The following is a 24,528-nucleotide window of genomic DNA, read 5'->3' as shown; positions in this document are numbered from 1 at the left end:
CCCGAAACATGATCAGGAGGCAACCCGTGAGCGCGACCGCGGACCACGCGGAGGAGCGGACGAACCCTGCCGCAAGGCTGGGGTTCCAGCCCGAGCAGGTGGTCCAGGAGATCGGCTACGACGACGACGTCGACCAGGAGCTCCGCGAGTCCATTGAGGAAGTCATCGGCAGTGAGCTGATGGACGAGGAATACGACGACGTCGCCGATGCCGTAGTGCTTTGGTTCCGCGACGACGACGGCGACCTCACCGACGTACTGGTGGACGCCACCACGTACATCGAGGAGGGCGGCTCGATCCTGCTGCTGACGCCGAAGACCGGCCGCGACGGCTACGTCGAGCCCAGCGACATCTCCGAAGCCGCGACGACGGCGGGGCTCTCCGCCTCCAAGAGCGTCAGCGTCGGCAAGGACTGGAGCGGCAGCCGGCTGGTGACGCCGAAGGCAGCCAAGTCCAAGCGGTGACCCTCCGCTAGTCATTACCGGACGGGCTGAGTTCACTCAGCCCGTCCGTCAGTCTGTCGTGATCGCTGCGTAGGGTGTTCTCACCCGAACAGTCCACCCGAGAGGGATTCACGACGATGGCGATCCAGGCCGGCGAAAAGGCCCCCGACTTCGAGCTCAAGGACAACCACGGCGCGACCGTGAAGCTGTCGGACTTCCGCGGCAGCAAGAACGTCGTCCTGCTCTTCTACCCCTTCGCCTTCACCGGGGTGTGCACCGGCGAGCTCTGCGAGCTGCGCGACAACCTGCCGCAGTTCTCCGACCGCGACACCCAGCTGCTCGCCGTCTCCAACGACTCCATCCACACCCTGCGCGTGTTCGCCGAGCAGGAGGGCCTGGAGTACCCGCTGCTCAGCGACTTCTGGCCGCACGGCGAGGTCTCGCGCGCCTACGGCGTCTTCGCCGAGGACAAGGGCTGCGCGGTCCGCGGCACCTTCGTCATCGACAAGGAGGGCGTGGTCCGCTGGACCGTCGTCAACGCCCTTCCGGACGCCCGTGATCTGAACGAGTACGTGAAGGCGCTCGACACCCTGTGATTGTTAGGTTCCAAGCCCTGCGTAGGGCGGGAACCCGTCACTAGGATCGACTCGTTGATCCGGTATCAAACGCATGGCGGGGCTCCCCGCCCCTGGACACCAATGGAGGACTCGTGGGAGTCAGCCTCAGCAAGGGCGGCAACGTATCGCTGACCAAGGAGGCCCCCGGCCTTACTGCGGTCATCATCGGTCTCGGGTGGGACGTCCGCACCACGACCGGCACCGACTTCGACCTGGACGCCAGCGCGCTGCTGATCGACGGCTCGGGCAAGGTGAGCAGCGACGCGAACTTCGTCTTCTTCAACAACCTCAAGAGCCCCGACGGCTCGGTCGAGCACACCGGCGACAACATCACCGGTGAGGGCGAGGGCGACGACGAGCAGATCAAGGTCAACCTCGCGGGCGTCCCGGCCGAGATCGAGAAGATCGTCTTCCCGGTCTCGATCTACGACGCCGAGAACCGTCAGCAGTCCTTCGGCCAGGTCCGCAACGCGTTCATCCGCGTCGTGAACCAGGCCGGCGAGGCGGAGATCGCGCGCTACGACCTCTCCGAGGACGCGTCCACCGAGACGGCGATGGTCTTCGGCGAGCTGTACCGGCACGGAGCGGAGTGGAAGTTCCGCGCCATCGGCCAGGGCTACGCCTCGGGCCTGCGCGGCATCGCGCAGGACTTCGGCGTGAACGTCTGAGCCGTTCCACCCGCACCACTCACCCCCCAGGCGCCGCACCGTCGCGTGCGGCGCCTGGGGGTCCCCCTCTGGGGGAGCGCAGGACCACCTAGGAAGCAGTACACGGGGAGGGACCAGCATCATGGGCGTCACGCTCGCCAAGGGAGGCAACGTCTCCCTGTCCAAGGCCGCACCCAACCTCACTCAGGTGATGGTCGGGCTCGGCTGGGACGCACGCTCCACCACCGGAGCCCCCTTCGACCTCGATGCCAGCGCACTGGTCTGCGACAACGGACGGGTCATGGGGGACGAGTGGTTCGTCTTCTACAACCAGCTCAAGAGCCCCGACGGCTCGGTGGAGCACACCGGCGACAACCTCACCGGTGAGGGCGACGGCGACGACGAGTCGATCCTGATCGACCTCTCCAAGGTGCCGGATCGGTGCGACAAGATCGTCTTTCCGGTCTCGATCCACGACGCCGACAACCGGGGCCAGACCTTCGGGCAGGTCAGCAACGCCTTCATCCGCGTGGTGAACCAGGCCGACGGCCAGGAACTCGCCCGCTACGACCTCAGCGAGGACGCCTCCACCGAGACCGCGATGATCTTCGGCGAGGTCTACCGGTACCAGGGCGAATGGAAGTTCCGCGCCGTCGGCCAGGGGTACGCGTCAGGGCTGCGGGGTATCGCGCTCGACTTCGGGGTCAACGTCTCGTAACGCGATATGAGCAAAAACCGGGGCCCGGTGGGGCGTGGAGGGGGGCCGACTAGACTCCGCTTCAAAGTTCGGTAAAAAGCCGAGTACGGCAGCGGGGGAGACCCGTACATACAGGATTGGGTAGCCAGTGGTTCTGAAAACCTTCGGCTGGTCGTTCGCGGTCACCGCGCTCGGCCTCGTAGCGGCGGTCTTCTACGGGGGGTGGACCGGGTTCGGCATCGTGGCGATCCTCTCCATCCTCGAGATTTCGCTGTCCTTCGACAACGCGGTGGTCAACGCCGGAATCCTGAAGAAGATGAATGCCTTCTGGCAGAAGATCTTCCTCACCGTCGGTGTCCTCATCGCCGTGTTCGGCATGCGCCTGGTGTTCCCGGTCGTGATCGTTGCCATCAGCGCCAAGATCGGCCCGATCGACGCGGTCGACCTCGCGCTCAACGACAAGGATCACTACCAGGAACTCGTCACCGACGCCCACCCGGCGATCGCCGCCTTCGGTGGCATGTTCCTGCTGATGATCTTCCTCGACTTCATCTTCGAGGACCGGGACATCAAGTGGCTCGCGTGGCTGGAGCGCCCGCTCGCCAAGCTCGGCAAGGTCGACATGCTGTCGGTCTGCATCGCGCTCGTCGTCCTGCTCGTCACCGCCATGACCTTCGCGACCCATGCCCACCAGCACGGCGGCGCGCACGTCGACAAGGCAGAGACGGTTCTGCTCTCCGGTATCGCGGGTCTGATCACATACATGATCGTCGGTGGTCTCTCCGGCTACTTCGAGGACAAGCTCGAAGAGGAGGAGGAACGCGAGCACGAGGAGGAGGAAGAGGCGGCACGCTCCGGCAAGCCACGCTCGGCCGTCGCGCTCGCCGGCAAGGCCGCGTTCTTCATGTTCCTCTACCTCGAGGTCCTCGACGCCTCCTTCTCCTTCGACGGAGTGATCGGCGCCTTCGCCGTCACCAACGACATCGTGCTGATGGCGCTGGGCCTGGGCATCGGCGCCATGTACGTCCGTTCGCTGACCGTGTACCTGGTCCGCCAGGGCACCCTCGACGACTACGTCTACCTGGAGCACGGCGCGCACTACGCGATCGGTGCGCTGGCCGTGATCCTCATGATCACCATCCAGTACCAGATCCACGAGGTCATCACCGGCCTCGTCGGTGTCGTCCTGATCGCCTGGTCCTTCTGGTCCTCCGTACGCCGCAACAAGCGGCTGGCGGAAGCCGAGGGAAAAGCGGCGGGCTCGGACGAGAAGACTGAGGTCTCGTCCGGGGTGTGACCCGACCTCGGGTGAGGAACGCTCTGAGCGGGGCGGCGTCGACTCCTCGACGCCGCCCCGTCGGTCTTTGACGTGAACGTGGGGGCGGGAACATGGGCTTCTTGGACGGACTCCGGCGCGGACGCGCGGCCGACTTCGACTCGGGCAACGCGGCGACCAACTCGATCGTGCTGACCAAACGGCACGACCGGGTCTCCCTCAAGGAGCAGGGCGCCGAGACGGGCCATCTGCGCATCAACCTCGCCTGGCGGATGCGGACCTCCGACTTCGGCGGCCCACAGCGGGAGAGCCTGCTCAGGCACCCCTTCAGGGCGCTCAAGCCGCCGGAGGTGATGGGGCACAGCCAGAGCATGGTCAACGTCGACCTCGACCTGGGCTGCCTGTACGAGCTGGCCGACGGCACGAAGGGCGTCGTGCAGCCCCTCGGCGGGCTCTTCGGGGACGTCAACTCGGCGCCGTACGTGAAGCTCAGCGGGGACGACCGGTTCGGGTCGGCGTCCGGGGAGACGATCTACGTCAACCTCGACCACAAGGACGCCATCAAGCGGATCCTGGTGTTCGTCTACATCTACGACCAGACCCCGGCCTTCGACCGTACGCACGCGATCGTGACGCTGTATCCGAGCAACGGGCCGCGCATCGAGATAGGCCTCGACGAACGTCACCCCCAGGCCCGCTCCTGCGCTGTCGTGATGATCGAGAACGTCAAGGGCGAGATCGTCGTCCGGCGTGAGGTGAAGTTCGTCTACGGATTCCAGGCGGAGCTGGACCGGTTGTACGGGTGGGGGTTGCAGTGGGGGCGGGGCTTCAAGACGAAGGCGGGACGCTGACGCCGGGTCTGGGCCGCGTTGCCTGAGAGCTCGGGGCCGCCTGGTGCGATGGCGGCTGCGGGTGCGTCGTGGCCGATCGCGCCCGCGCGGCGGCAGCCGCACATTGATACAGCCCCGCGCCCCTGGGGGCGTTGTGGCTAGCGTCCGATGAACTGCGGGCCCTGCGGGGGCAGCCGGAAGTCCGGGTCCGGGGTCACCGTCGCCGGTTGCGGGTAGCCGTACGCGGGCTGGCTGGTCGGCTGGGGGTAGCCGTACGCCGGCTGGGTCGGCGGCGGGGACTGGGGGTAGCCGTAGGCCGGCTGGGGCGGGACCGCTGTCGTGGGCAGTTCCGGGGGCAGGGGCTGGGAGAACTCCGGGGCCGGCTCCTGTGCCGCCGCCTCCGACTCGTCCACCGAGATGCCGTAGTCGCCGGCCAGGCCCTTCAGGCCGTCCGAGTAGCCCTCGCCCAGGGCGCGGAACTTCCAGCCGTCCCCGCGGCGGTACAGCTCCCCGCAGATCAGCGCGGTCTCGCGGCCAGTCTGCGGCTTGATGTCGAAGTAGGCCAGCGGCTCACCGTCGGCGACCGCGGCGTCGTACAGCAGGATGCGCAGGCCCGGCACGCGGTCGAAGGGGGCGTCCTCCGCCGACGCGACCACGAGAATCTGACCGATGTCGGACTCGACACCGGTCAGATCTGTCTGGATCGTGTCGGTGAGGCCCTCGGCGACACGCTTCTGGCCGAGTCGCCAGACCTTCCCGGAGGGGTGCCGGGGCTGGTTGTAGAAGACAAAGTCCTCGTCGGAGCGCACACGACCGTCGGGGCCGAGGAGCAGCGCCGAGGCGTCGACAACCGGGACCCCCTGCCCGGGCGTCCAGCGCACCACGGCGCGCACCGTGGTGACTTCGAGCGGGACGTTCGACCCCTTCAGCATGGCGTGCGTCATGCTGTCATCCTGCCCTCTCGGTCCTGGTCACGACAACGCGGGGGTACGGGTTCCGCAAGGGAATCCGACCCGGCCGTGCTTGCCTGCGTTACCTGAAGTTCATGCCCGCTGGGAACCCCTGACATGGGTTTGTACGTACTATTACCGGCCACCTGTGAACCGTTCACAGGAGGCCCAGCCGCCACGGGGGAGTCATATGCGTCATTTCGGGCACATCGCCCCTGAGGTGCGTCAGCGCCTCTTCCACCAGGAGCCGTGCGAGTTCGACGCGGACTCCTCGGCCCGGCTGCTCTCCGCGGCCCTGGGCGCCACGCTCTACAGCCCGGCCACCAGGCCGCGGCTCGCCGACGACATCCTGAAACAGGTCGGGCGTGGCGTGGTCTCGATGGTGCTGTGCCTGGAGGACTCGATCGGCGACGAGGACGTCGTCGAGGCCGAGGAGAACCTCGTACGACAGTTCACGGAGCTCGCCGAGGGAGCGGTGGCCGATCTTCCGCTGCTCTTCATCCGGGTCCGCCACCCCGAGCAGATCCCCGACCTCGTCCAGCGGCTCGGCCCCGCGGTCCGGCTGCTGTCCGGGTTCGTGCTGCCGAAGTTCACCGAAGAGCGCGGCATCCCCTTCCTGGAGGCGCTCTCCGGCGCCGAGGCGGCGTGCGGGCGGCGGCTGTTCGCCATGCCGGTGCTGGAATCGCCGGACCTGATGTACCGCGAGTCACGGGTGGAGACCCTGGAGGGCATCGCCCGCGCGGTCGACAAGTACCGGAACCGGGTCCTGGCGCTCCGCCTCGGCGTGACCGACTTCTGCTCCTCCTACGGCCTGCGCCGGGCCCCCGACATGACTGCCTGGGACGTTCAGATCGTCGCCTCCGTGATCGCCGACGTGGTGAACATGCTGGGCCGCGCCGACGGCACCGGCTTCACGGTCACCGGGCCGGTCTGGGAGTACTTCCGCGTCCAGGAGCGCATGTTCAAGCCGCAGCTGCGCCGCAGCCCCTTCCTGGAGGGCCAGGCCGAGGAACTGCGCGAGGCGCTCATCGAGCACGCCATGGACGGGCTGCTCCGCGAGATCTCCCTCGACCAGGCCAACGGTCTGATGGGTAAGACTTGTATTCACCCCTCGCACGTGCTGCCCGTGCACGCACTGTCGGTGGTCAGTCACGAAGAGTTCAGTGACGCCGCGGACATCCTGCGCCCGGAGCGCGGCGGTGGGGGAGTGCTGCGGTCGCAGTACACGAACAAGATGAACGAGGTGAAGCCGCACCGGGCCTGGGCCGAGCGCACCATGCTGCGCGCCGAGGTGTTCGGGGTGGCCAACGAGGACATCGGCTTCGTGGAGCTGCTCGCCGCCGGAATCCCCGACTGAGACACGCAGTGGCTGGGTCGGTTACACACAAGGGACGCATGAACAACGCAGTGAACAACGAGGTGCCTGGCGGGATCTGGTCCGGAACCTGGGTCGCCGAGCGGCTCGGGGTCGAACTCCTGGGCGACGACAGGCTGACCGACCTGCTGGGCCTCGCCCTGCGCCGCAACCCCAAGCGAGCCCATCTGCTGGTCTCCAACGTGCTCGGCAAGCACGTCCCGCAGTCACCGTCCGTGGTGTACGGCCACGGCTTCGCCCTCGGCCGCCGGGTCAGGGACCTCCTGGGCACCGAGGAGGCGGCCCGCGCGGTCGTCCTCGGCTACGCGGAGACCGCGACCGGCCTCGGCCACTCCGTCGCCGACGGCGTCGGCCTCGCCCCCTACCTCCACTCCACCCGCCGCCCGGTACCCGGCGTGGCCACGGCGGGCGGCTTCGAGGAGTCCCACTCCCACGCGACCTCGCACCTGCTGCTCCCGGAGGACCCGGCCCTGCTGGTCGGCAACGGCCCGCTGGTCCTGGTCGACGACGAGTTCTCCACGGGCAACACGGTCCTGAACACGATCAGGGACCTGCACGACCGGTACCCGAGGGGCCGGTACGTGGTCGTGGCGCTGGTGGACATGCGCTCGTCGGCGGACGCGGGGCGCCTGGAGGAGTTCGCGCGGGAGATAGGCGCGAGGGTGGACTTGGTGGCAGCGGCGTCGGGGACGGTGAGCCTGCCGGAGGGGGTGCTGGAGAAGGGGCAGGCTCTTGTGGCGAGCCACGAGATGACCCACCTGGCGGCGCGGGGAACTGCGCGACAAGCCCCCACCGGCCCGCACCCGACATACGAGCGGGTGGACCTGTACTGGCCCCACGGCCTCCCGGACGGAGGTCGCCACGGCTTCACCCCCGCACACCGAATACGACTGGAGGCCGCCCTCCCCGCCATGGCCGCACGCCTGGCAGAGGCCCTCCCTCAAGACGCCCGCCGCGTCCACATCCTCGGCTTCGAAGAGCTGATGTACGCCCCCCTCCGCCTCGCCCGCGAGCTGGAGCAGATCACCGACGCCGAGGTCCGCTACTCCACCACCACCCGCTCACCCGTCCTGGCCGTCGACGACCCGGGCTACGCGATCCGCACCCGCATCGCTTTCCCGTCCCACGACAACCCCGCGGACGGCCCCGGCGAGCGCTACGCCTACAACATCGCCGGCGCCGACTTCGACGCGATCGTCGCCGTGATCGACTCCACCGCCGACACAGCGGAGCTGCACGCCCCCGACGGCCTGTTGGCGCAGCTGACCGCGCACACCCCGCACGTCCTCCTCGCGGTCGTCCCCAGCTATGCCCCCGAGCCCCTGTACGTCCCCGAAAGGCCCCCGATGCTGCCCGAGCCCCTCCGCGGCCCCGCCTTCTCCTCGTACGCCCCGGAAGACGTCGGCTGGCTGCTCCAGGACCTCTCGGACGTGACGCTGGAGGCGCCGACCGAGGAGCGCGAGGAGGCCATCCAGAGCGGCGGCGCGCACTACGCGGAGTCGCTGCCGGTGGAGTACCAGCCGAGCGAGCAGTACCAGCGGCTCTTCCACACCGCGCTGGACGGGTCCGCGGCGCGGCTCGCGCAGGCGGTCGGCGCGGTCACCGAGATCGTCCTCGCGGAGCGCTCGCCCCGCCCGGTCCTTGTCTCCCTCGCCCGAGCCGGCACCCCCGTCGGTGTCCTGATGCGCCGCTGGGCCCAGTTCCGGCACGGCCTGGACCTGCCGCACTACGCCGTGTCGATCGTGCGCGGCCGCGGCATCGACGCCAACGCGCTGCGCTGGCTGGCCGCCCACCACGACCCGGCCGACGTGGTGTTCGTCGACGGCTGGACCGGCAAGGGCGCGATCACCCGCGAACTGGCCGACGCCGTCAAGGAGTTCGAGGCGAACGGCGGCGCAACCGGCTTCGACCCGGAGATCGCCGTACTGGCCGACCCGGGCTCGTGCGTGAAGACGTACGGCACCCGCGAGGATTTCCTCATCCCCTCCGCCTGCCTCAACTCCACGGTGTCCGGCCTGATCTCACGCACCGTGCTGCGCGCGGACCTCGTCGGCCCGAACGACTTCCACGGCGCGAAGTTCTACCGCGAACTCGCCGGCGCCGACGTCTCGGTGGAGTTCCTCGACGCCGTCGCCGCCACCTTCCCGGAGGTCGTGGACGCGGTGGACGCCCAGACCAAGGAGCTGCTGTCGAGCGACCGCGACCCGACCTGGGAGGGCTGGGCGGCCGTCGAGAGGATCAGCGAGGAGTACGGCATCCACGACGTGAACCTCGTCAAACCCGGTGTCGGTGAGACCACCCGGGTGCTGCTGCGCCGGGTGCCGTGGAAGATCCTGGCGCGGGCCGGCGCGGGCGCCGACCTGGACCACGTACGCCTGCTGGCCGAACAGAGAGGTGTCCCGGTGGAAGAGGTCGACGAACTCCCGTACACCTGCGTGGGGTTGATCCACCCCAAGTACACGCGGGGCGCGACGGGCGCCGACGGCAAGGCGGTGAACGTCTGATGCCGGTGCTGGTGGCGAGCGACCTCGACCGTACGCTCATCTACTCCTCCGCGGCCCTCGCGTTGACCATGCCGGACGCGCGGGCGCCCCGGCTGCTCTGTGTCGAGGTGCACGAGAGCAGACCGCTGTCCTACATGACGGAGACGGCCGCCGGACTGCTGGCCGAACTCGGCGACGCGGCGGTGTTCGTGCCGACGACCACGCGGACCCGTAAGCAGTACCAGCGCATCAACCTGCCGGGCCCGCCCCCGAAGTACGCGATCTGCGCCAACGGCGGGCATCTGCTGGTGGACGGTGTGACGGACGCCGACTGGCACGCGCGCGTGCAGGCCCGGCTGGCCGACGAGTGCGCGCCCCTGGACGAGGTGCGCGAGCATCTGCTGCGGACGGCCGACCCCGTGTGGGTGCGCAAGCACCGGGTCGCCGAGGACCTCTTCGCCTACCTCGTCGTCGAGCGTGAACTGCTGACCGAGGACTGGGTGAAGGAGCTCGCGGTGTGGGCGGAGAACCGCGGCTGGACGGTCTCGCTCCAGGGCCGCAAGATCTACGCCGTCCCGAAGCCGCTGACCAAGAGCGCCGCCATGCGCGAGGTCGCCCGCCGCACCGGCGCGGAGCTGACGCTGGCCGCCGGTGACTCCCTCCTCGACGCCGACCTGCTGCTCGCCGCGGACCAGGGCTGGCGGCCGGGCCACGGCGAGCTGGCCGACGAGGACTTCACCGCTCCGACGCTCAGCGCGCTGCCCGAGCGGGGCGTGCTGGCGGGGGAGCGGATCCTGCGGGAGTTCCTCAGGACGACTCGGACACCTCGCTAGACGTGGGCCGCCGCAGCAGTCGTACGGCCAGGAAGGCCACGACTGCCACGGCGGCGAGCGCGAGGACGATCTTCGAGTACGTGGACACCAGGTCGGTGACCTGGGTCCAGTTGGCGCCCAGCGTGTAGCCCGCCATCACGAACACCGTGTTCCACAGCGCGCTGCCCAGCGTGGTCAGGCCGAGGAAGACGGGCAGCGGCATGCGCTCGACGCCGGCCGGGACCGAGATCAGGCTGCGGAAGATGGGGATCATCCGGCCGAAGAAGACCGCTTTGGTGCCGTGCCGCAGGAACCAGGCCTCGGTCTTCTCGATGTCGCTGGTCTTCACCAGCGGCAGCCGCGCCGCGATCGCCACCGTCCGGTCACGGCCGAGCAGCGCGCCGACGCCGTACAGGGCGAGCGCGCCGATCACCGAACCGGCGGTCGTCCACAGCAGCGCGGCCCACAGGTGCATCTGACCGGTGCTCGCCGCGAACCCCGCGAGCGGCAGGATGACCTCGCTCGGCAGCGGAGGGAAGAGGTTCTCCAGGGCGATGGCCAAGCCGGCGCCGGGCGCGCCGAGCGTGTCCATGAGTCCGTTGATCCACTGCGGTGCGGCTGTCATGCCGCCCACGGTAGGAAACCGCGGCTGAAGGTTTCCTGAAGCCGCTGTCCGTCAGCCGCAGCAGCCCCCGCCGCAGCAACCGCCGCCACCGCCACCGGAGCGGGGGGCCTGGGCCGGTGCGGAGGCCGAGCCGCCGACGGCCACCGTCGACAGGAGCTTCACCGTGTCGTCGTGGCCGGCCGGGCAGTCCGCGGGGGCGGCGGACTCCGCCATCGGACGGCTCAGTTCGAAGGTGTCGCCGCAGGTCCGGCAGCGGTACTCGTAGCGAGGCATGCGCACAGGTTAACCGGCGGCGGCCCACGGCTGTAGAGGCGTCAGTGCCCCGCCCCGCGCTCCTCCCGGATCTGCGCCACCACCCGCGCCACCGTCTGCCGCACCGCCTCCGTCTCCGTGAGGAAGTGCCAGTAGTCGGGGTGGCGGCCCTCCAGCGTGCCGATCGCCCGCTCCAGCCGGGCCACGGAGTCGTCCAGGGGGCGTGCGTGACGCGGGTCGGGGGTGTTGCGGCCCGTCATGGCCAGCCGCTGCGCGTCGCGGATCGCGAACCGCGTCCGGTCGATCTCCTGCTGGGGGTCCTTCTGCACGGCGTTCAGCCGCCGCAGCCGGTCGCCCGCCGCGGAGACGGATTCGTCGGTGCTGTTCAGCAGGGCCCGTACGGTCGACAGCAGGGCGGTCGCGTCCGGCCAGCGCTGCTCGTCGCGGGCGGCGCGGGCCTCGGTGAGCTTGCGCTCGGCCTGGCGTACGTTCTCCGCGGCCTGGTCCGGGACCTGCTGGAGGTCCTGCCAGCAGGCCGCGGTGAAGCGCCGCCGCAGCTCGCTCAGGACCGGGTCGACCTGGCCCGCGCGGGTGGTGAGGGCCTGGGCGCGGGTGCGCAGGGAGACGAGCCGGTGGTCGATCTCGGCGGCTTTCTCGGGCAGCCGCTCGGACTCGACCCGGACCGTCTCGGCCTCCCGGGCGACGCGCTCGGCACGCTCCAGGGTGTCCGGCACGCCGTGCTGCCCGGCGCCCTGGTTCAGCTTGGTCAGCTCGGGGCCGAGGGCGGCGAGCCGGGCGGCGAGGTCATCGGCCTTCAGGCCCGACTGCCGTACGGCGTCAAGGGCGTTGGAGGCGGCCAGCAGTCCCTGTCTGGCCCGTTCGACCGCGGGAGCGAGGCGGGCCAGTTGGGTCTCGGCCTTGCCAAGGAGCGGACCGAGGCTGTCGCCGAAGCGGTCCAGCTCCCGCTTCACGCCCGCGAGCTCGTCCTTGGCCCTGGTGAGCTCGGTGCGCGCGTGTACGGCGACCGATGCCTCCAGGTCGTCCCGGTCCAGGTCGTGCGCGTCGACGGCCTCGATGTACTGGTGGCTGGCCTCGTCGATCCGCCTGCTGATCGCCTCGAAGTCGGCGACCGCGCGCCGGGCGGCGGGGGAGTCGTCGACCGCGGTGATCGTCTCTATCGAGATCCGCAGATCGCGCTGGGCGGTGTCGAGCTCGTAGAACGCGGCCGCGGCGGCGTCCTTCGCGGCCTGCGCCTCGGCCCGCTGGCTCTCGGAGCGCCCCCCGAACCAGCGCCGGGTGCCGCCGCCGGCGAACGCGGCCGGCAGCGCGAGGGCGGCGACCAGTGGCAGAGCGATGAGAGTGAGCGTGTCGCGCAGCGCATGATGTGCGCGCGGCTTCGACGGCGAGTACGGCTGCGCTGGTGTCGCCGTCACATCCCTCTCCCGTGCTGTGTCCGTCCTGGCCCGGTGTCATTCTCCCACCGGTTAAGGACGAACACACGGGCCCGTTAGTTCGCGGTCCGTACCGTGACTTTGCCGTCGCCGGTGCGAGCGGTGATGACGTGCGAGCTGGAGTCGGCCCGCGGCACGGACACGTCGACCCCGCCGTCGCCGGTCTGGGTCGTCACCTTGTACGTGGCCTCGGGGACGTCGATGGTCACGGAGCCGTCGCCGCTCCTGGACTCCACGCGGTCCGGGACGGCGCCCAGTTCGAGGTGGACCGAGCCGTCGCCGGTCTGGGAGCGCACCTCGCGCGAAGTGACGTCGGCGCGCACGGAGCCGTCGCCGGTCTTCAGGTCGAGCGGCCCGCTGGAGTCGGTGACATGCACCGATCCATCTCCCGTACGAATGCTCAGCGCGTCCTCGAATCCCCTGGCGCGCACGCTCCCGTCCCCGTCCTCGACCTTCACGGAGACACCGCGCGGGACCTCGATGCGGTGCTTGGCCGCGCAGTCGGCGACCACGCCGGTGCACTTCATCCGCAGCTTCAGCGTGTCGTCCGTCATCGACCAGGTGACCTTCGGGTCCTTGCCGAGGGCGACCGTGCCCTGGAACCAGCGGGTGACCTCGATCCGGCCCGCCTTGTTGTCGTCGGCGGCGACGATCTCCAGCGCCGAGTCGTCGGAGTCGATGGTCAGCGTCTTCCCCTCCAGCGCGAACGACCGCTGATCCGGATCCTTGTCGTCCCCGGCGGAGGCACCGCAGGCGCTGACGCCCGCGATGAGAGCGACGGCGCCGACGGCGAGGACCATGCGAGCGGTGGCGGTACGTGCCATTGGGATCTCCCCCTGAGCCAGAATGATGAGGCTCTTCGACCGTACGGAGCGGGGCGCCGCCGCGGGATCCGGGACGCTCCCGGATCCGGGGTGGGGAAAACCCCCGGGTCGACCCTGAGATCCGGCTCCCTGCGATACGCGTTTGCAGGACACGGCCCCGGGCAAGGTAGTCTGTCGACTCGTCCTGAGCGCGGCTGTTCGGGACCCGGGTGCGTAGCTCAGGGGTAGAGCGCCTGCCTTACAAGCAGGATGTCGGCGGTTCGAAACCGTCCGCGCCCACACGGAAAGAAGACCCCGGCCGATCACGGCCGGGGTCTTCTTCGTTTCTCAGCTGTCCTCCTGCGCGTGCTTCAGCCTCATGCGGGCATCCACGCGCTCCCCGCCGACGACCTCCGCCCAGAAGCGGTGGCCGGTGATGAAGACGGCGAGTTCGTGTTCGCGCTGTCGGAGCTTTTCGACCTCGGCCTGTTCGTCGGGCGTCCAGCCGGGGGAGGCGGGGCGTTCCACCTTGCGCCAGCCCGCGGTGTCGCTGAAGCCGTCCAGGGGCTCGACCGACCAGGGCAGCCGCTTGAGCAGGGCCGACAGCTCGGCCCGGACCTGATGCAGCTCCTCCTGACCGGCGAGGAGGTCACTCGGAAAGTCATAGGTCGTAGCCACGGCGCAATGCTACGCCTGTTCGATTTAGGGGTGCGAGTTTCTTGGGGTAGTTCATGTGTTCGGGTGAAGGGGATCTGAGAAGATCACCGGAACCGTACGAACGCAGGGGTGGGGGACATGACCGTTCTGGTGCTGGTGGGCATTCTGGCGCTCGCCGTCTTCGGATGTGTGTGCGTGGTGTGGGCGGAGCGCGGCGGACCGACCTGGGTCCGCGCCGTGGCGGCCGTGACGATCGGTCTGGGCAAGGCGCTGCAGAGCTCGGGGAAGAGGAGGGGCGGCGGCTCGTCGTCCGGTGGGGGCGACGACTAGGGCCCTCCACCCCGTGCGGCGAGCGTGCGTGCCGGGCGTCGCGACGCCGCGGTGATCCGTCAGAAGGGCCCTAGGCCCACCAGGCGGAGGGTGAGGGCCTGACCGCCGCCGTCGACCGTCTCAGTGACCGGCGTCCCTCAGCTCCCGTACCAGGCGCGTCGCCACCGGCACCGGTACCCCGTGTCGCTCCGCCGCGCGGAGCAACGCGCCGCCGATCGCGTCCAGTTCGAGGGGGCGGCCCGCCTCGGCGTCGCGTTGCATGGAGGACTTGGTCTGCGGGGGGAACGCGTGGTAGCGGGCCAGGGACTGGGCCGGGTCCGTCGGGGCGCCCGACGCGCGGCTCACCGCGGCCGTCTCCTCGGCCAGTGCCGTCAGCTCCTCGCGGTGGCGGGTGCGTACGTCGCCCAGGGGGAGGTCGTACCGCGTGGTGAGGAGGGCGAGGGGGGCCAGGAACGTCATCTTGGCCCACAGCGCCGCCGTCTCGTCCGGCAGCACGCGGGTGGTCGGACCGGCGGAGTCCAGCGCGTCCGCCAACGCCTCCAGGCGCTCCTTCGCCACCCCGTCGCCGGTCAGGTCGATCTCCGCGACCGGGCTGCCGTGCACGATCTCCCCCGGTGCCACCCGCGTCGACTCCGCGCGGATCGCCGCCGGGGCCACCACGTCCTCGCGATAGCGGGCCCGCAGCGTCGCCGGATGCTCCACACCGTTCAGGAACGGCACCAGGAGGGCATCGCCCAGCGCGGCGGCCGGGACGCGGTCCAGGGCGGCCTCGAGTGCCGTGTGCTTCACCGCCACCAGGCAGACGTCCACCGGCGCCCGCAGCTCGGTGTCCGCCTCCACCTCGGCCGTGAAGTCCCCGAACAGACCGCTGCGGACCCGGATCCCGGACGCCCGCAGGGTCGCGGCCGTCTCGTCCCCGGCCAGGCAGATCACCCGGTGCCCGGCCCGCGACAGCAATGCGGCGAGCAGGCCGCCGATGCCGCCCGGGCCCAGCACGGCCACGGTCAGTTTCTCGTCGTGCGTCATCACACGAAGTCCCTTCGTCGGTCGGCCCCTTGAGTGGTGGCCGCCTCGGAACGGATCATCGCAGACGCCCGGAGTCGTACGGACTCCCCGGGCGCCAGCAGGTGCAGCCGCTCCGTCAGTCCGGCCTCCGCGAAGGCCTTCGTCAGCGTCGGTCCGTCCTGGGTGAAGTGACCCCAGTGCTCGAAGTGCAGCGGTACGACATGCCGGGCGCCCAGGATCGTCGCCGCCTCGGCCGCCTGCCCGCTGGTCAGGGTCAGCGTCGCGTCCGGTACGAGGGGAGTGCGTGCCGCGCCCGTGAACAGCAGGGCCACGTCGAAGGGGCCCTCACGGTCGGCGATCTCCCGGACCCGGTCGAGAGAGGCGTTGTCGCCGCTGACGTACACCTTGGGCAGGCCCTCCCCGGACAGCACGAAGCCGGTGACCTCGCCGACGACGGGCTCGGAGCCCTCGGGTCCGTGCAGGGCGGGGACGGCGGTGACGCGTACGCCGCCGAGCTCGACGCTCTCCCAGACGGGCAGGGCGCGGACGGGGGCGCCCAGGCGGTCCTGGGCGGAGGCGGTCGACAGGACGAGGGGGACACCGGCGAGGTAGGCGCGGCCCGCGCTGTCCAGGTTGTCGGGGTGCTGGTCGTGGGAGAGCAGCACGGCGTCCACCGCGCCGAGGTCAGCCGCCGCGAGCGCCGGGCCCGTCGTCTTCACCAGCGCGCGGGAGCCGATGGGGTACTCGCCGGGCGCGTCGAAGGTCGGGTCGGTGAGGAGACGCAGGCCCCCGAGAGACAGAACGGCGGTCGGGCCGCCGACGTAAGAGATCTCCACTGTCGTCATGCTCCACACAATTCCGCGGACGCCCGGCACTATTCCCCGGCCGGGGCGAGACTGGGGGTATGTGCCGCAGCATCAAGACCCTTCGCCCGCCCGCGTTGCCCGAGGAGGCGACGGAGGACGAGATCCGCGCCGCCGCCCTCCAGTACGTACGAAAGGTGTCCGGCTTCCGGGCACCGGCCGCACACAACAAGGAGGTCTTCGAACGGGCGGTAGCCGCGGTGGCCGAGGCCACCGCCGAGCTACTGTCCGACCTGGAGATCCGAGGCACCCCCGCACAACGCGCCGGTTAGCGGAGCGCCGGGAGGATCGGGCCGGGTTCGGCGATTGGCAGATCCGTCCCGCGCCCGCTGGCAAAACCGCAGGTCACTGACGGCCGACATGGGACATATCTGCCAATCCCTCACGCCATGAGTCGGCGGGGGCGCTGCGCTATGCCGGCTGGCGGCGCATCACGAATGCCGCTCCGGCCCCTGCGGCGAACAGGGCCAGTACGGAGACGCCCGTTGCCAGCCATGTCGTGCCCAGCCACTGGGCGCCGTAGTAGCCGAGGGCGACGCTGTACGCCGCCCAGGCCAGGCCCGCGAGGGCGGACCAGGGGAGGAACTCCCGGACTCGGCGGTGGGCGGCGCCCGCGACGAAGGAGACGACCGAGCGGCCGGCCGGGGCGAAGCGGGCGAGGACGACCAGGGGGCCGCCGCCGCGGGCGAGGGCGGAGCCGAGACGTTCCTGCGCCGAGGTGAGGCGGCGGGAGCGGGCGATGGCCCGGTCCAGGCGGGCACCGCCGCGCCAGGCCAGCCGGTACGCGACCAGATCGCCCAGTACCGAGGCCGTCGCGGCGATCAGGGTGAGCAGCAGGAGGTCGGGAACCTCGCCGGGGACCTTGCCGGTCGCCGCTCCGGTGCCCGCCGCGGCGGCCGTGGCGGCCGTGATGACCAGGACGCCGCTCGGCAGGACCGGCAGGAACACGTCCAGCAGCACTGACGCGGCCACCATCGCGTAGATGATTCCTGGGCTGCCGGTCAGCACGCCCATACTCCCGAGACTCTCGAACACCGTCACTCCCCGTTTTCCCCCGTAACAGCCCTACAGCGTACGCCCGGGGTGTGACAGGAGATTCATGGGGGGCGCGTGTGTTCGGCACAGCATGTTCACCCGGCCGACACGTCCCGGCGCCCGCCCCCACGCGGGGACGGGCGCCGTCGGGTGCGGGTGTGGCTCAGGCGGCCACGGGTGCCTGGTCCGAGGTCCGCCGCTCGGCGGCGGTCGAGCGCTTCTGGAACAGCCGGTCGAGCCCGAAGGCGCCGGAGCCGGTGAAGACCAGCAGCAGGAAGGCCCAGCAGAACATCGCCGCGCCCTCACCGCTGTTCTCGATCGGCCACAGGGCGTTCGGCTGGTGCACCTTGAAGTAGGCGTAGGCCATCGCGCCCGAGGCGATGAGCGCGGCGAAGCGGGTGCCCAGGCCGATCAGGACGAGGGAGCCGCCGACGAGCTCGATCGCGGCCGCGTACCAGCCGGGCCAGGTGCCCAGCTCGACGGTGCCGCCCTTGCCGTCCGCGCCGCCGAGCACGCCGAAGAGCGCGACGGCGCCGTGGCTGGTGAAGAGCAGTCCGACGACGATGCGGAACAGGCCGAGGACGTACGGCTGGGCGCTGTTGAGGCGTCCGGTCATGTGGGGGGTACTCCTACGGTCGGGCCGGTCCCTGGGGCGGACCGGTGGGGGACGGAACCGAGCGAGCACCCCACGTTAGGTCGGACTAATCAATGCTTGCAAGTTCAACATTTGGCCACGGCTTTGCTTCCGTTTGAGGTTCCGTTCCTGCTGTAGTCGCACGTAGAGCCGCTCTCGCCACCGCGTCGGCGTCCGAAAGCGTGACCGAATCCACACCCGGACGTGCACCCGCCGCGGTCACCCAGTGCACCCCCTCCGTCGGCACCCCGAACGCGAACCGCCTTGTGTGCACGTGCCCTTGACGGTCAATCAGGCGATATGGCCGCGGTGTCACGTCCAGTCCGCCGGTCTCGTAACCGTCGACCGAGTGCGGCCGGCACTGTCCGGTCCTCAGCAGCCGGGCGAGCAGCCCGTCGGCCGTGCGCCGCAGATCCGGTTCCGGAAGCCGTGCCTCTATGAGCGTCGTCACGCGTACGCCGGACCCGTGGACGTCGGGCGAGTGCGCCACCCAGGCCCCGTCCTCGGCCCGGACCTCCAGGCGCGGCCCGAGCACCTCCACCACACCCGCCTCCATCAGCGCCACCAGCTCCTCGATCCGGCGCCGGGGCGGGCCGATGGACAGGAAGGCGTTGAGCGGGGTGTACCAGCGGTCCAGATGGTCCCGGCGGGAGGCGCCGGCGATGCCGCCGTGGTCGACGGTCAGCCGGAGTTCGTTGCGCAGGTCGCGCAGCACGTCGAGGGCTGCCTTGAGCGGGCCGTCCGCGTTGCCGAGGGCGGCCTGAGCGGCGTCCTCGCGCAGATGCGCCAGCAGCCACTCGCGCCACCGGCCGGGGTGGGTGAAACCGTGCCCCGTGTACGGGCGGGCGATCCGGTCCCAGCTCCAGCGGTCGGCGTCCGGGACGCCGAACTCGTCGAGGACCAGCGCCTCTTGGGGGTCGCGGTGGGGGACGGCGAGGAAGCGGTCGGCGAGGTCCGGTCGCCCTGTGAGCGCCGCGTAGTAGACCGTCTCCACCTCCTTCGCCACCAACGGCCATATCTCGGCGAGGAAGTCGGGCGCCTCACCTGAGTCGGCGCGCTTGCGGAAGCCCGCGATGACCTCCGGTGTCAGGACGAGCGGGGTGTGACGGCCGTACGGCCCCTTCGCGTTGTCACCGCGGGCCTGGTAGGGGACACCGCGCCGGGACCCGGCGTACAGACGGGGCTCACGGCCGGAGGGGACATACCGCAGCCCGCCCCGATCGCGCACGAAACGGCCGCCGCGGCCGGTCGTCAACAGGGCCGTGTGATCGAAGAAGTTGAGGCCGAGACCGCGCAACAGCACCGGTTCGCCCGGGGAGACGGGGGAGAGGTCGACGTCGGCCGGGTTGGCGGGCGGGATGTGGAGCAGGCCGTGGGTCTCGGCGTACGACGAGACAGCCCGCTGCGCCGCGTCGGGGACGGTCGGCAGATGGCCCTGGGCGAGGACGACGGCGGACAGGCCGGTCAGTTCACGGCCGTCGTCGAGGGCGAGGACCTGGCGGCCGTCGGGGGCGTCGTCGAGCCGTAGCGCACGGGCCGTGTGCGTCCGTATCCGGACGCCGGGCGGTGCCTCGCGCACCGTACGGGCGAACACCCACTCCAGATACCGGCCGTAGTGGGCGCGGGTCGGATACTCGTCCGGGCCCAGCTCGCCGGCCGCCCACTCGTGCAGGCTGGGGCCGGCTCGGACGGGGCCGGAGCAGTCGACGCTCTCGTCGGTGAACAGGGTCACCTGACAGGCCACGGTGTTCATCAGCAGATCCGCCGGCTGTGCGGTGCGCCAGACGCGGCCGGCGCCGGGCGGTGCCGGGTCGACCACGTGGACGGTGAGCCGGGCGCCTGGCGGGAGCAGTTCCGGCGCGGAGGCACAGAGGCGTTCCAGGACGCTGGTCCCGCGCGGCCCGGCGCCGACCACGGCGACGGAGACGGGCACGCAGGCCGTGGTCGGTGCGGACAAAACGGGGACTCCCGGGCGTGTGGGGGCGCTTGGCAGCAGACCGCCTCACTGGAAGCGGACGGTCCGCCTCATCATGCCTGCCGCACAAGGCTCACTCGTGCGCAGCCCGGTCACTTCTCGCTCAGCACCGACTCCGACACCACGGCCAGCCGCGCCTTTCCGCCCCGCACGGCTCGCGCCTGCTCCAGCCGCAGTTCTGCCGAACGCCCGCGCATGGTCAGCGTCATGAGCTGGTTGCCGAACCAGGGGCCGCCCGTGCGCCGCCAGTCCACCGACGGCTGGGGACAGGCGCCGTGTCCGGCGAACCGGCGCCCGAGAAAGCGGCCCACCGCGCTCCACCCGAAGCGGAAGCCGAGGCGTATCGACAGCGGGATGGAGTTGTGGACGGGGGAGCAGGTCAGCTGCAGCACCCGCGCATCGGGCCCGCTCCCCTCCGGCCACCTCGGCTCGGCGATGTAGGCGTGATGGACGTCGCCCGACAGCACGCACACCGTCGCCGGCGCGTCAGGGCCCGACCCCGCCTCCGCGATGAGCTCCACCAGCGCCTCGAAGGACGCCGGGAACGCCGCCCAGTGCTCCAGGTCCGCCCGCCGCCGCAGATCCTCCCCGAACCGCGCCCAGCGCGCCCCGCGTTCACCCCGGCACAGTGCCGCGTTCCACGCCTCGGCGTCGTGCACCAGATGCGGCAGCAGCCAGGGCAGCGAGGTCCCGATCAGGAGGTGGTCGTAGGACCCCGGCCCGTCCAGCACCTGCTCACGCACCCAGCGCGCCGTACCGGGGTCGAGCATCGACCGGTTCTCCTCGTCGAGGACCCGCGCCGCCCGGCTGTCGACCATCACGAGCCGCACGCGCCCGAAGTCCCGCCGGTAACTCCAGCGCACGGAGGCCGGATCGACGTCGGCCCTGCAGGCGAAGGCACGCAACTCGTCGGTACCGTCCGGCGTTTCGCGTATGGCGGCGTAGAGCGGGTCGGAGTCGAGCTCCGCCGGGGACAGGTTCCCGAGGTGCTGATGCACCCAGTACGACATCAGCCCGCTCAGCACCCGCTCCCGCCACCACGGGGTGGCCCGCATGTCCTCCACCCAGGCGGCGGAGGTGTTCCAGTCATCGATCACGTCGTGGTCGTCGAAGATCATGCAACTGGGCACGGTGGACAGCAACCAGCGGATCTCGGGATCGAGCCAGGACTCGTAGTAGAGGTGGGTGTACTCCTCGTAGTCCGCGACCTCGCTGCCCGGCGGATCGCTCAGATCCCGGCGTGCGGCGAGCCAGCGGCGGGTCGCGGGGGAGGTCTCGTCGGCGTAGACCTGATCGCCCAACAGCAGCAGCACGTCGGGCCGTTCATGGTCCGGGTCGGTCGCGATCCGGGCCGCCAGGGTGTCCAGGGCGTCCTGGCCGACGGGGTCCGGCTCGCCGTGGGGCGGAGCGGCCCAGCGGCAGGACCCGAAGGCGACGCGGACGGTGTCGTCGGCCGGCGTGCGGATGACGGAGTCCGGGAACGGGGAGGCGGGCAACGGCCACACGCGTACTCCGTCGAGCAGGACCTCGTACGACGACGAGGTCCCCGGCGTCAGACCGGTGACCGGAACCAGTGCGTAGTGATGACCTGAGACCTGAAAGGTCTGGGTCTCACCGCCCGCCCCGCCCGCGCAGCGCACCTCGGCGGCGCACGGACGGCTCGCCTCGACCCATACGGTCGCGGACGAGCCGTCTACGTACCTGAGCAGCGGTCCCAGCCGCAGTTCGGCCACGTGTCCTCCTCCGTCGCCCCGTACGGTACGGAACGACGGTGGCCTGGGGGGAGGTTCCGTTACTGAATCGTCAGCAGCTGGCGAGGTAGCTGGTGAGCGCGCTCTTCTCCGCGGAGTCCACGGACAGGTTGTAGTAGTACTTCACCTGGACCCAGGCGCGGACGTAGGTGCAGCGGTACGAGGTGACCGACGGCATCCACTCGGCCGGGTCCTGGTCGCTCTTGGACTGGTTCACGTTGTCCGTGACGGCGATGAGCTGAGGCCGGGTGACGTCGTTGGCGAAGCCCTGGCGCTGGGCGGTGGTCCAGGCGCTGGCCCCGGAGTCCCAGGCCTCGGCGAGCGGGACCAGGTGGTCGATGTCGAGGTCGGAGGCGGCGGTCCAGGTGGCGCCGTCGTACGGGGAGTACCAGCTGCCGCTGGTGGAGGCGCAGGCGGAGTCGGTGACGACGTTCGTACCGTCCCGCTTGAGGATGGTCTCACGCGTGTTGCACGTGCCGCTGATCGTGATCCAGGTGGGGAAGAGGTCGCGGTCGTAGCCCGTGCGGTTCTCGGTCTTCACGGTGAGCGAGGCGAGGTAGGTGCGGGCGGTGGCGCCGCTGATCGGGGTGGGCAGCGCGGCGGAGGCGGTCGGACCGTTGAAGAGCCCGACCGAGGCTATGAGACCGGTGAGCGCGGCGAGTATGCTGAGCCGTCGACGCGCGTAGAACTTCGCCATGCGAACTCCCTTTGGGGGGTGGGGGTGTTGGAGCGCGAGCGAGGGAACTCTCGCGGCTCCGCGTTGCGGGGAGGTGTGCGTTGGGTTAGAAGTTAGTGACGCGTACATGACACGACAAGGTTTATGGCGAAACGATCTCGTATGATGGGCGGCGTTGAAGGGGAGTAGCTCTTCGCCGGACCGTCGACATACTGCTCAGCTCGTCTGAGCCGGCGCCCGGAGGCAGGTCATCCGTGACCGGCCGGCGAGACCTTCGGCCAGTGGTGCACTGACTGTGTGCTGCCGTGCCGAGGTGTCGTGTCGCAGTAACACTCTCGGTGGGGCAGCCCCGACCGATTGAGGAACCTTGATCAGCTTCACCGTTACGGCCGTCGTGTTCGGCGTCGTCTTCCTCGCAGAGTTGCCGGACAAGACCGCGCTGGCGGGTCTGGTCCTGGGCACCCGCTATCGCGCGTCGTACGTCTTCGCGGGCGTGGCGGCGGCCTTCGCCCTCCATGTGGCGCTGGCTGTGGCGGCGGGCAGTGTGCTCACCCTCCTGCCGCAGCAGATCGTGCACGCGATCACAGGCGTCCTCTTCCTGGGCGGTGCCGCGGTGCTTCTGATGAAGAAGGACGAGGACGAGGACGAGATTCGGCGCCCGGAGAACCAGTCCTTCTGGAAGGTCGCGGGCGCCGGCTTCATGTTGATCCTGGTCGCGGAGTTCGGCGACCTGACGCAGATCATGACGGCGAATCTGGCCGCCCGCTACGACGATCCGCTCTCCGTCGGTCTCGGTGCGGTGCTCGCGCTCTGGGCGGTGGCCGGGTTGGGCATCGTCGGTGGAAAGGCGCTGATGAAGCGGGTGCCGTTGCGGTTGATCACGAAGGTGGCGGCGCTGCTGATGCTGGGGCTCGGGCTGTGGAGTCTGTGGGAGGCGGTCAGTGGGTGAGCTGAACGGCGGGTGAACAGTTTCGGGATGCGCTGGCGCACAGCGGGCCTTGTTTTGTACCGTAGAGAAACAAAGTGGCTCCCCGCTCGTTTTCCCTGACCGGCGGGTGGGGGCCGCCTTGTCCCTCCGGGTCACCCCCGGTCCTCGCGCCTTGGAGCTGCCGATGACGGCCACCGCCGTGCCCACCGTGCTGACCGCCCGCGCCCTCCTGCTCGACATGGACGGCACCCTTGTGAACTCCGATGTCGTCGTCGAGCGCTGCTGGCGGCGGTGGGCGTCGCGGCACGGACTGGACGGCGACGAGGTCATGAAGGTCGTCCATGGGCGGCAGGGGTACGCGTCGATGGCGTTGCTGCTGCCGGATCGGCCGATGGAGCAGAACCACGCGGACAATGCGCTGATGCTTGCCGAGGAGACGGCGGACATGGAGGGCGTGGTGGAGATACCGGGGGCGTCGGAGTTTCTGGCGTCCTTGCACGGTGTGCCGCATGCGCTGATGACTTCGGCGGATGGCGCCCTCTCCACGGCGCGGATGGCTGCGGCCGGTCTGCGGCTGCCGGACATCCGGATCACCGCCGAGTCCGTGGGCGCGAGCAAGCCGGATCCGGAGGGTTTTCTGAAGGGGGCCGCGGAGTTGGGGCTGGCGCCGGAGGACTGCGTCGTCTTCGAGGACTCCGGGGCGGGGATCGCTGCGGGGCGCGCTGCTGGGATGCGGGTGGTCGGGGTCGGGTCGCGGGCCGACTTCTACGATCCGGATGTGGTCGTCCGTGATCTGACCCAGGTCCGTGTGGAGGGCACGGCGGACGGGTCGATACGGCTGTACGTCCGCTAGGTCTGCGCCTGGGCCGACCCGGGGCCCTTCTTCGCCCCCGCCGCCCTTACCCATTCCCATCCCCAGGGGCTGCCGCCCCTTCGACCCCGCTCCCAGGGGGCTCCGCCCCCTGGACCCCCATCGGCCCGAAGGGCCTCGTCCTCCCCCAGAGGGGGTACCCCCAGACGGGCTGAGGTGCAACGGGCCGCCGCAGGCATCCCACCCACTCGCCGTCAGGTGCTCACGGCTCCTGGGTCTCCGACTCCAGTCGCTCTCGTGTCGCGAGGTCGTACACCCCGTACTCGGCCGTCTGGATCCCCCGCGCCCACTGGTACCGGCTCACCGCGTCCTCGACGCCCTCGTTGTAGTGGCCGCTCGCCTTGCGGGTGTAGAGGCCGAGCTGGGTCAGGCGGAGTTCCAGTTCGCTGACCTCGTCGCCCTCGGAGCCGCGGCGCAGGACCGGGGGTGTGCTCTCGCGGGCGTCGGAGGAGTCGTCGGCCGTGTCCGAGGCGGTGGCGGAGGTGGTCGGGGAGGCCGTGGGGTCCGTCGAGCGGGACGGGGACGGGGAGTGGCAGGGGTAG

At 70.4% G+C, this 24,528-nt stretch carries 27 protein-coding genes and 1 tRNA gene; 14 read left to right on the top strand and 14 right to left on the bottom strand.

All coding sequences use genetic code 11. The features are described 5' to 3' along the window. Window positions 1–26 precede the first annotated feature (26 nt). The 6 genes from TN53_RS15940 (at window position 27) to TN53_RS15915 (ending at window position 4,531) form a co-directional block, all read left to right on the top strand. Complete coding sequence (locus TN53_RS15940; RefSeq protein ID WP_046259140.1) at window positions 27–464, top strand: DUF3052 domain-containing protein; 438 nt, start codon at window positions 27–29, stop codon at window positions 462–464. A gap of 116 nt (window positions 465–580) precedes the next feature. Next, the gene (locus TN53_RS15935) at window positions 581–1,039 is read left to right on the top strand and encodes a peroxiredoxin (protein ID WP_046259139.1); all 459 of its coding nucleotides are present in this window, start codon (window positions 581–583) and stop codon (window positions 1,037–1,039) included. A 113-nt stretch (window positions 1,040–1,152) separates the two neighbouring features. Further along, entirely contained in the window at window positions 1,153–1,728 is a 576-nt protein-coding gene (locus TN53_RS15930) for a TerD family protein (RefSeq protein WP_046259138.1), read from the top strand. A gap of 121 nt (window positions 1,729–1,849) precedes the next feature. Further along, entirely contained in the window at window positions 1,850–2,425 is a 576-nt protein-coding gene (locus tag TN53_RS15925) for a TerD family protein (protein WP_046259137.1), read from the top strand. A gap of 127 nt (window positions 2,426–2,552) precedes the next feature. Further along, window positions 2,553–3,701, top strand: coding sequence for a DUF475 domain-containing protein (locus TN53_RS15920; RefSeq protein WP_046259136.1), 1,149 nt, complete (start codon window positions 2,553–2,555; stop codon window positions 3,699–3,701). A gap of 92 nt (window positions 3,702–3,793) precedes the next feature. Further along, on the top strand, window positions 3,794–4,531 hold the full coding sequence (locus TN53_RS15915; RefSeq protein ID WP_046259135.1) for a TerD family protein: 738 nt from the start codon (window positions 3,794–3,796) through the stop codon (window positions 4,529–4,531). Between the two features lie 137 nt (window positions 4,532–4,668). On the opposite strand, the gene TN53_RS15910 is transcribed toward TN53_RS15915, so the two are convergent. Then, the gene (locus TN53_RS15910; protein WP_046259134.1) at window positions 4,669–5,454 is read right to left on the bottom strand and encodes a TerD family protein; all 786 of its coding nucleotides are present in this window, start codon (window positions 5,452–5,454) and stop codon (window positions 4,669–4,671) included. A gap of 196 nt (window positions 5,455–5,650) precedes the next feature. Between TN53_RS15910 and TN53_RS15905 the strand changes: the two genes are divergently transcribed. From TN53_RS15905 to TN53_RS15895, 3 genes are read left to right on the top strand one after another with little or no spacing between them, the layout of a single operon-like run. Further along, on the top strand, window positions 5,651–6,817 hold the full coding sequence (locus TN53_RS15905; RefSeq protein WP_046259133.1) for an HpcH/HpaI aldolase/citrate lyase family protein: 1,167 nt from the start codon (window positions 5,651–5,653) through the stop codon (window positions 6,815–6,817). Window positions 6,818–6,855: 38 nt separating this feature from the next. Then, entirely contained in the window at window positions 6,856–9,339 is a 2,484-nt protein-coding gene (locus TN53_RS15900) for a phosphoribosyltransferase (RefSeq protein WP_046259132.1), read from the top strand. Further along, the gene (locus TN53_RS15895) at window positions 9,339–10,151 is read left to right on the top strand and encodes a hypothetical protein (protein ID WP_046259131.1); all 813 of its coding nucleotides are present in this window, start codon (window positions 9,339–9,341) and stop codon (window positions 10,149–10,151) included. Before TN53_RS15900 ends, TN53_RS15895 begins: the two co-directional genes overlap by 1 nt. Here the strand turns inward: TN53_RS15895 and TN53_RS15890 are convergent. From TN53_RS15890 to TN53_RS15875, 4 genes are all read right to left on the bottom strand, one after another. Further along, complete coding sequence (locus TN53_RS15890; protein ID WP_046259130.1) at window positions 10,126–10,755, bottom strand: DedA family protein; 630 nt, start codon at window positions 10,753–10,755, stop codon at window positions 10,126–10,128. The two genes, TN53_RS15895 and TN53_RS15890, sit on opposite strands and share 26 nt — an antisense overlap. Window positions 10,756–10,806: 51 nt before the next feature. Continuing rightward, window positions 10,807–11,028, bottom strand: coding sequence for an FmdB family zinc ribbon protein (locus tag TN53_RS15885; protein WP_046259209.1), 222 nt, complete (start codon window positions 11,026–11,028; stop codon window positions 10,807–10,809). Window positions 11,029–11,069: 41 nt separating this feature from the next. Beyond that, complete coding sequence (locus tag TN53_RS15880) at window positions 11,070–12,440, bottom strand: hypothetical protein (protein WP_046259129.1); 1,371 nt, start codon at window positions 12,438–12,440, stop codon at window positions 11,070–11,072. 74 nt (window positions 12,441–12,514) lie between these two features. Then, window positions 12,515–13,282 carry a DUF4097 family beta strand repeat-containing protein gene (locus tag TN53_RS15875; RefSeq protein ID WP_046259128.1) on the bottom strand — a complete coding sequence of 256 codons (768 nt, stop codon included), beginning with the start codon at window positions 13,280–13,282 and terminating at the stop codon, window positions 12,515–12,517. Between the two features lie 207 nt (window positions 13,283–13,489). Between TN53_RS15875 and TN53_RS15870 the strand changes: the two genes are divergently transcribed. Then, window positions 13,490–13,561 (top strand) — tRNA-Val (locus TN53_RS15870). A 48-nt stretch (window positions 13,562–13,609) separates the two neighbouring features. On the opposite strand, the gene TN53_RS15865 is transcribed toward TN53_RS15870, so the two are convergent. Continuing rightward, complete coding sequence (locus TN53_RS15865) at window positions 13,610–13,939, bottom strand: hypothetical protein (RefSeq protein ID WP_046259127.1); 330 nt, start codon at window positions 13,937–13,939, stop codon at window positions 13,610–13,612. 117 nt (window positions 13,940–14,056) lie between these two features. Between TN53_RS15865 and TN53_RS15860 the strand changes: the two genes are divergently transcribed. Then, window positions 14,057–14,248, top strand: coding sequence for a hypothetical protein (locus TN53_RS15860; RefSeq protein ID WP_199924582.1), 192 nt, complete (start codon window positions 14,057–14,059; stop codon window positions 14,246–14,248). Between the two features lie 120 nt (window positions 14,249–14,368). On the opposite strand, the gene TN53_RS15855 is transcribed toward TN53_RS15860, so the two are convergent. Beyond that, window positions 14,369–15,274: a ketopantoate reductase family protein gene (locus TN53_RS15855; protein ID WP_046259125.1), complete on the bottom strand. Its 906-nt coding sequence runs from the start codon at window positions 15,272–15,274 to the stop codon at window positions 14,369–14,371. After that, window positions 15,274–16,098, bottom strand: coding sequence for an MBL fold metallo-hydrolase (locus TN53_RS15850; RefSeq protein ID WP_095046515.1), 825 nt, complete (start codon window positions 16,096–16,098; stop codon window positions 15,274–15,276). The genes TN53_RS15855 and TN53_RS15850 overlap by 1 nt, the downstream gene beginning before the upstream one ends. Before the next feature lie 59 nt (window positions 16,099–16,157). On the opposite strand from TN53_RS15850, the gene TN53_RS15845 reads away from it, so the two are divergent. Continuing rightward, window positions 16,158–16,388, top strand: a complete 231-nt coding sequence (locus TN53_RS15845; protein ID WP_046259124.1) for a DUF2277 domain-containing protein — start codon at window positions 16,158–16,160, stop codon at window positions 16,386–16,388. Window positions 16,389–16,527: 139 nt separating this feature from the next. Here the strand turns inward: TN53_RS15845 and TN53_RS15840 are convergent, their stop codons facing one another. From TN53_RS15840 to TN53_RS15820, 5 genes are all read right to left on the bottom strand, one after another. After that, window positions 16,528–17,130, bottom strand: coding sequence for a VTT domain-containing protein (locus TN53_RS15840; protein WP_199924586.1), 603 nt, complete (start codon window positions 17,128–17,130; stop codon window positions 16,528–16,530). A 184-nt stretch (window positions 17,131–17,314) separates the two neighbouring features. Next, window positions 17,315–17,767, bottom strand: a complete 453-nt coding sequence (locus tag TN53_RS15835) for a DoxX family protein (RefSeq protein ID WP_046259123.1) — start codon at window positions 17,765–17,767, stop codon at window positions 17,315–17,317. Between the two features lie 85 nt (window positions 17,768–17,852). Continuing rightward, the gene (locus TN53_RS15830) at window positions 17,853–19,742 is read right to left on the bottom strand and encodes an FAD/NAD(P)-binding protein (RefSeq protein ID WP_046259122.1); all 1,890 of its coding nucleotides are present in this window, start codon (window positions 19,740–19,742) and stop codon (window positions 17,853–17,855) included. A gap of 110 nt (window positions 19,743–19,852) precedes the next feature. Next, window positions 19,853–21,493, bottom strand: coding sequence for an alkaline phosphatase D family protein (locus TN53_RS15825; protein ID WP_046259121.1), 1,641 nt, complete (start codon window positions 21,491–21,493; stop codon window positions 19,853–19,855). Between the two features lie 70 nt (window positions 21,494–21,563). Then, window positions 21,564–22,208 (bottom strand): HNH endonuclease family protein, encoded by a 645-nt coding sequence (locus TN53_RS15820; RefSeq protein ID WP_046259120.1) that lies wholly within the window; start codon window positions 22,206–22,208, stop codon window positions 21,564–21,566. Between the two features lie 346 nt (window positions 22,209–22,554). Here TN53_RS15820 and TN53_RS15815 point away from each other — a divergent pair, with 346 nt between their 5' ends. Beyond that, on the top strand, window positions 22,555–23,136 hold the full coding sequence (locus TN53_RS15815) for a TMEM165/GDT1 family protein (protein WP_046259119.1): 582 nt from the start codon (window positions 22,555–22,557) through the stop codon (window positions 23,134–23,136). Window positions 23,137–23,299: 163 nt separating this feature from the next. After that, the gene (locus tag TN53_RS15810) at window positions 23,300–23,968 is read left to right on the top strand and encodes an HAD-IA family hydrolase (protein WP_046259206.1); all 669 of its coding nucleotides are present in this window, start codon (window positions 23,300–23,302) and stop codon (window positions 23,966–23,968) included. A gap of 220 nt (window positions 23,969–24,188) precedes the next feature. On the opposite strand, the gene TN53_RS48340 is transcribed toward TN53_RS15810, so the two are convergent. After that, window positions 24,189–24,528, bottom strand: a 340-nt coding sequence (locus tag TN53_RS48340) for a peptidoglycan-binding domain-containing protein (RefSeq protein WP_046259118.1), incomplete at its 5' end; no start/stop codon positions are given.

This window comes from Streptomyces sp. WM6386, assembly GCF_000972385.1.
Classification (GTDB): Bacteria; Actinomycetota; Actinomycetes; order Streptomycetales; family Streptomycetaceae; genus Streptomyces.
Note: the sequence above shows the minus strand (reverse complement) of the source record. Positions and strands in the feature narration are given on the sequence as shown.

Coding starts and splice junctions, on each gene's coding strand:
- TN53_RS15810 (WP_046259206.1), top strand. CDS start 23,300: ATGACGGCCACCGCCGTGCCCACCGTGCTGACCGCCCGCGCCCTCCTG.
- TN53_RS15835 (WP_046259123.1), bottom strand. CDS start 17,767: ATGACCGGACGCCTCAACAGCGCCCAGCCGTACGTCCTCGGCCTGTTC.
- TN53_RS15895 (WP_046259131.1), top strand. CDS start 9,339: ATGCCGGTGCTGGTGGCGAGCGACCTCGACCGTACGCTCATCTACTCC.
- TN53_RS15855 (WP_046259125.1), bottom strand. CDS start 15,274: ATGACGCACGACGAGAAACTGACCGTGGCCGTGCTGGGCCCGGGCGGC.
- TN53_RS15885 (WP_046259209.1), bottom strand. CDS start 11,028: ATGCCTCGCTACGAGTACCGCTGCCGGACCTGCGGCGACACCTTCGAA.
- TN53_RS15935 (WP_046259139.1), top strand. CDS start 581: ATGGCGATCCAGGCCGGCGAAAAGGCCCCCGACTTCGAGCTCAAGGAC.
- TN53_RS15915 (WP_046259135.1), top strand. CDS start 3,794: ATGGGCTTCTTGGACGGACTCCGGCGCGGACGCGCGGCCGACTTCGAC.
- TN53_RS15875 (WP_046259128.1), bottom strand. CDS start 13,282: ATGGCACGTACCGCCACCGCTCGCATGGTCCTCGCCGTCGGCGCCGTC.
- TN53_RS15820 (WP_046259120.1), bottom strand. CDS start 22,208: ATGGCGAAGTTCTACGCGCGTCGACGGCTCAGCATACTCGCCGCGCTC.
- TN53_RS15900 (WP_046259132.1), top strand. CDS start 6,856: ATGAACAACGCAGTGAACAACGAGGTGCCTGGCGGGATCTGGTCCGGA.
- TN53_RS15925 (WP_046259137.1), top strand. CDS start 1,850: ATGGGCGTCACGCTCGCCAAGGGAGGCAACGTCTCCCTGTCCAAGGCC.
- TN53_RS15890 (WP_046259130.1), bottom strand. CDS start 10,755: ATGACAGCCGCACCGCAGTGGATCAACGGACTCATGGACACGCTCGGC.
- TN53_RS15850 (WP_095046515.1), bottom strand. CDS start 16,098: ATGACGACAGTGGAGATCTCTTACGTCGGCGGCCCGACCGCCGTTCTG.
- TN53_RS15860 (WP_199924582.1), top strand. CDS start 14,057: ATGACCGTTCTGGTGCTGGTGGGCATTCTGGCGCTCGCCGTCTTCGGA.
- TN53_RS15905 (WP_046259133.1), top strand. CDS start 5,651: ATGCGTCATTTCGGGCACATCGCCCCTGAGGTGCGTCAGCGCCTCTTC.
- TN53_RS15840 (WP_199924586.1), bottom strand. CDS start 17,130: ATGGGCGTGCTGACCGGCAGCCCAGGAATCATCTACGCGATGGTGGCC.
- TN53_RS15910 (WP_046259134.1), bottom strand. CDS start 5,454: ATGACGCACGCCATGCTGAAGGGGTCGAACGTCCCGCTCGAAGTCACC.
- TN53_RS15845 (WP_046259124.1), top strand. CDS start 16,158: ATGTGCCGCAGCATCAAGACCCTTCGCCCGCCCGCGTTGCCCGAGGAG.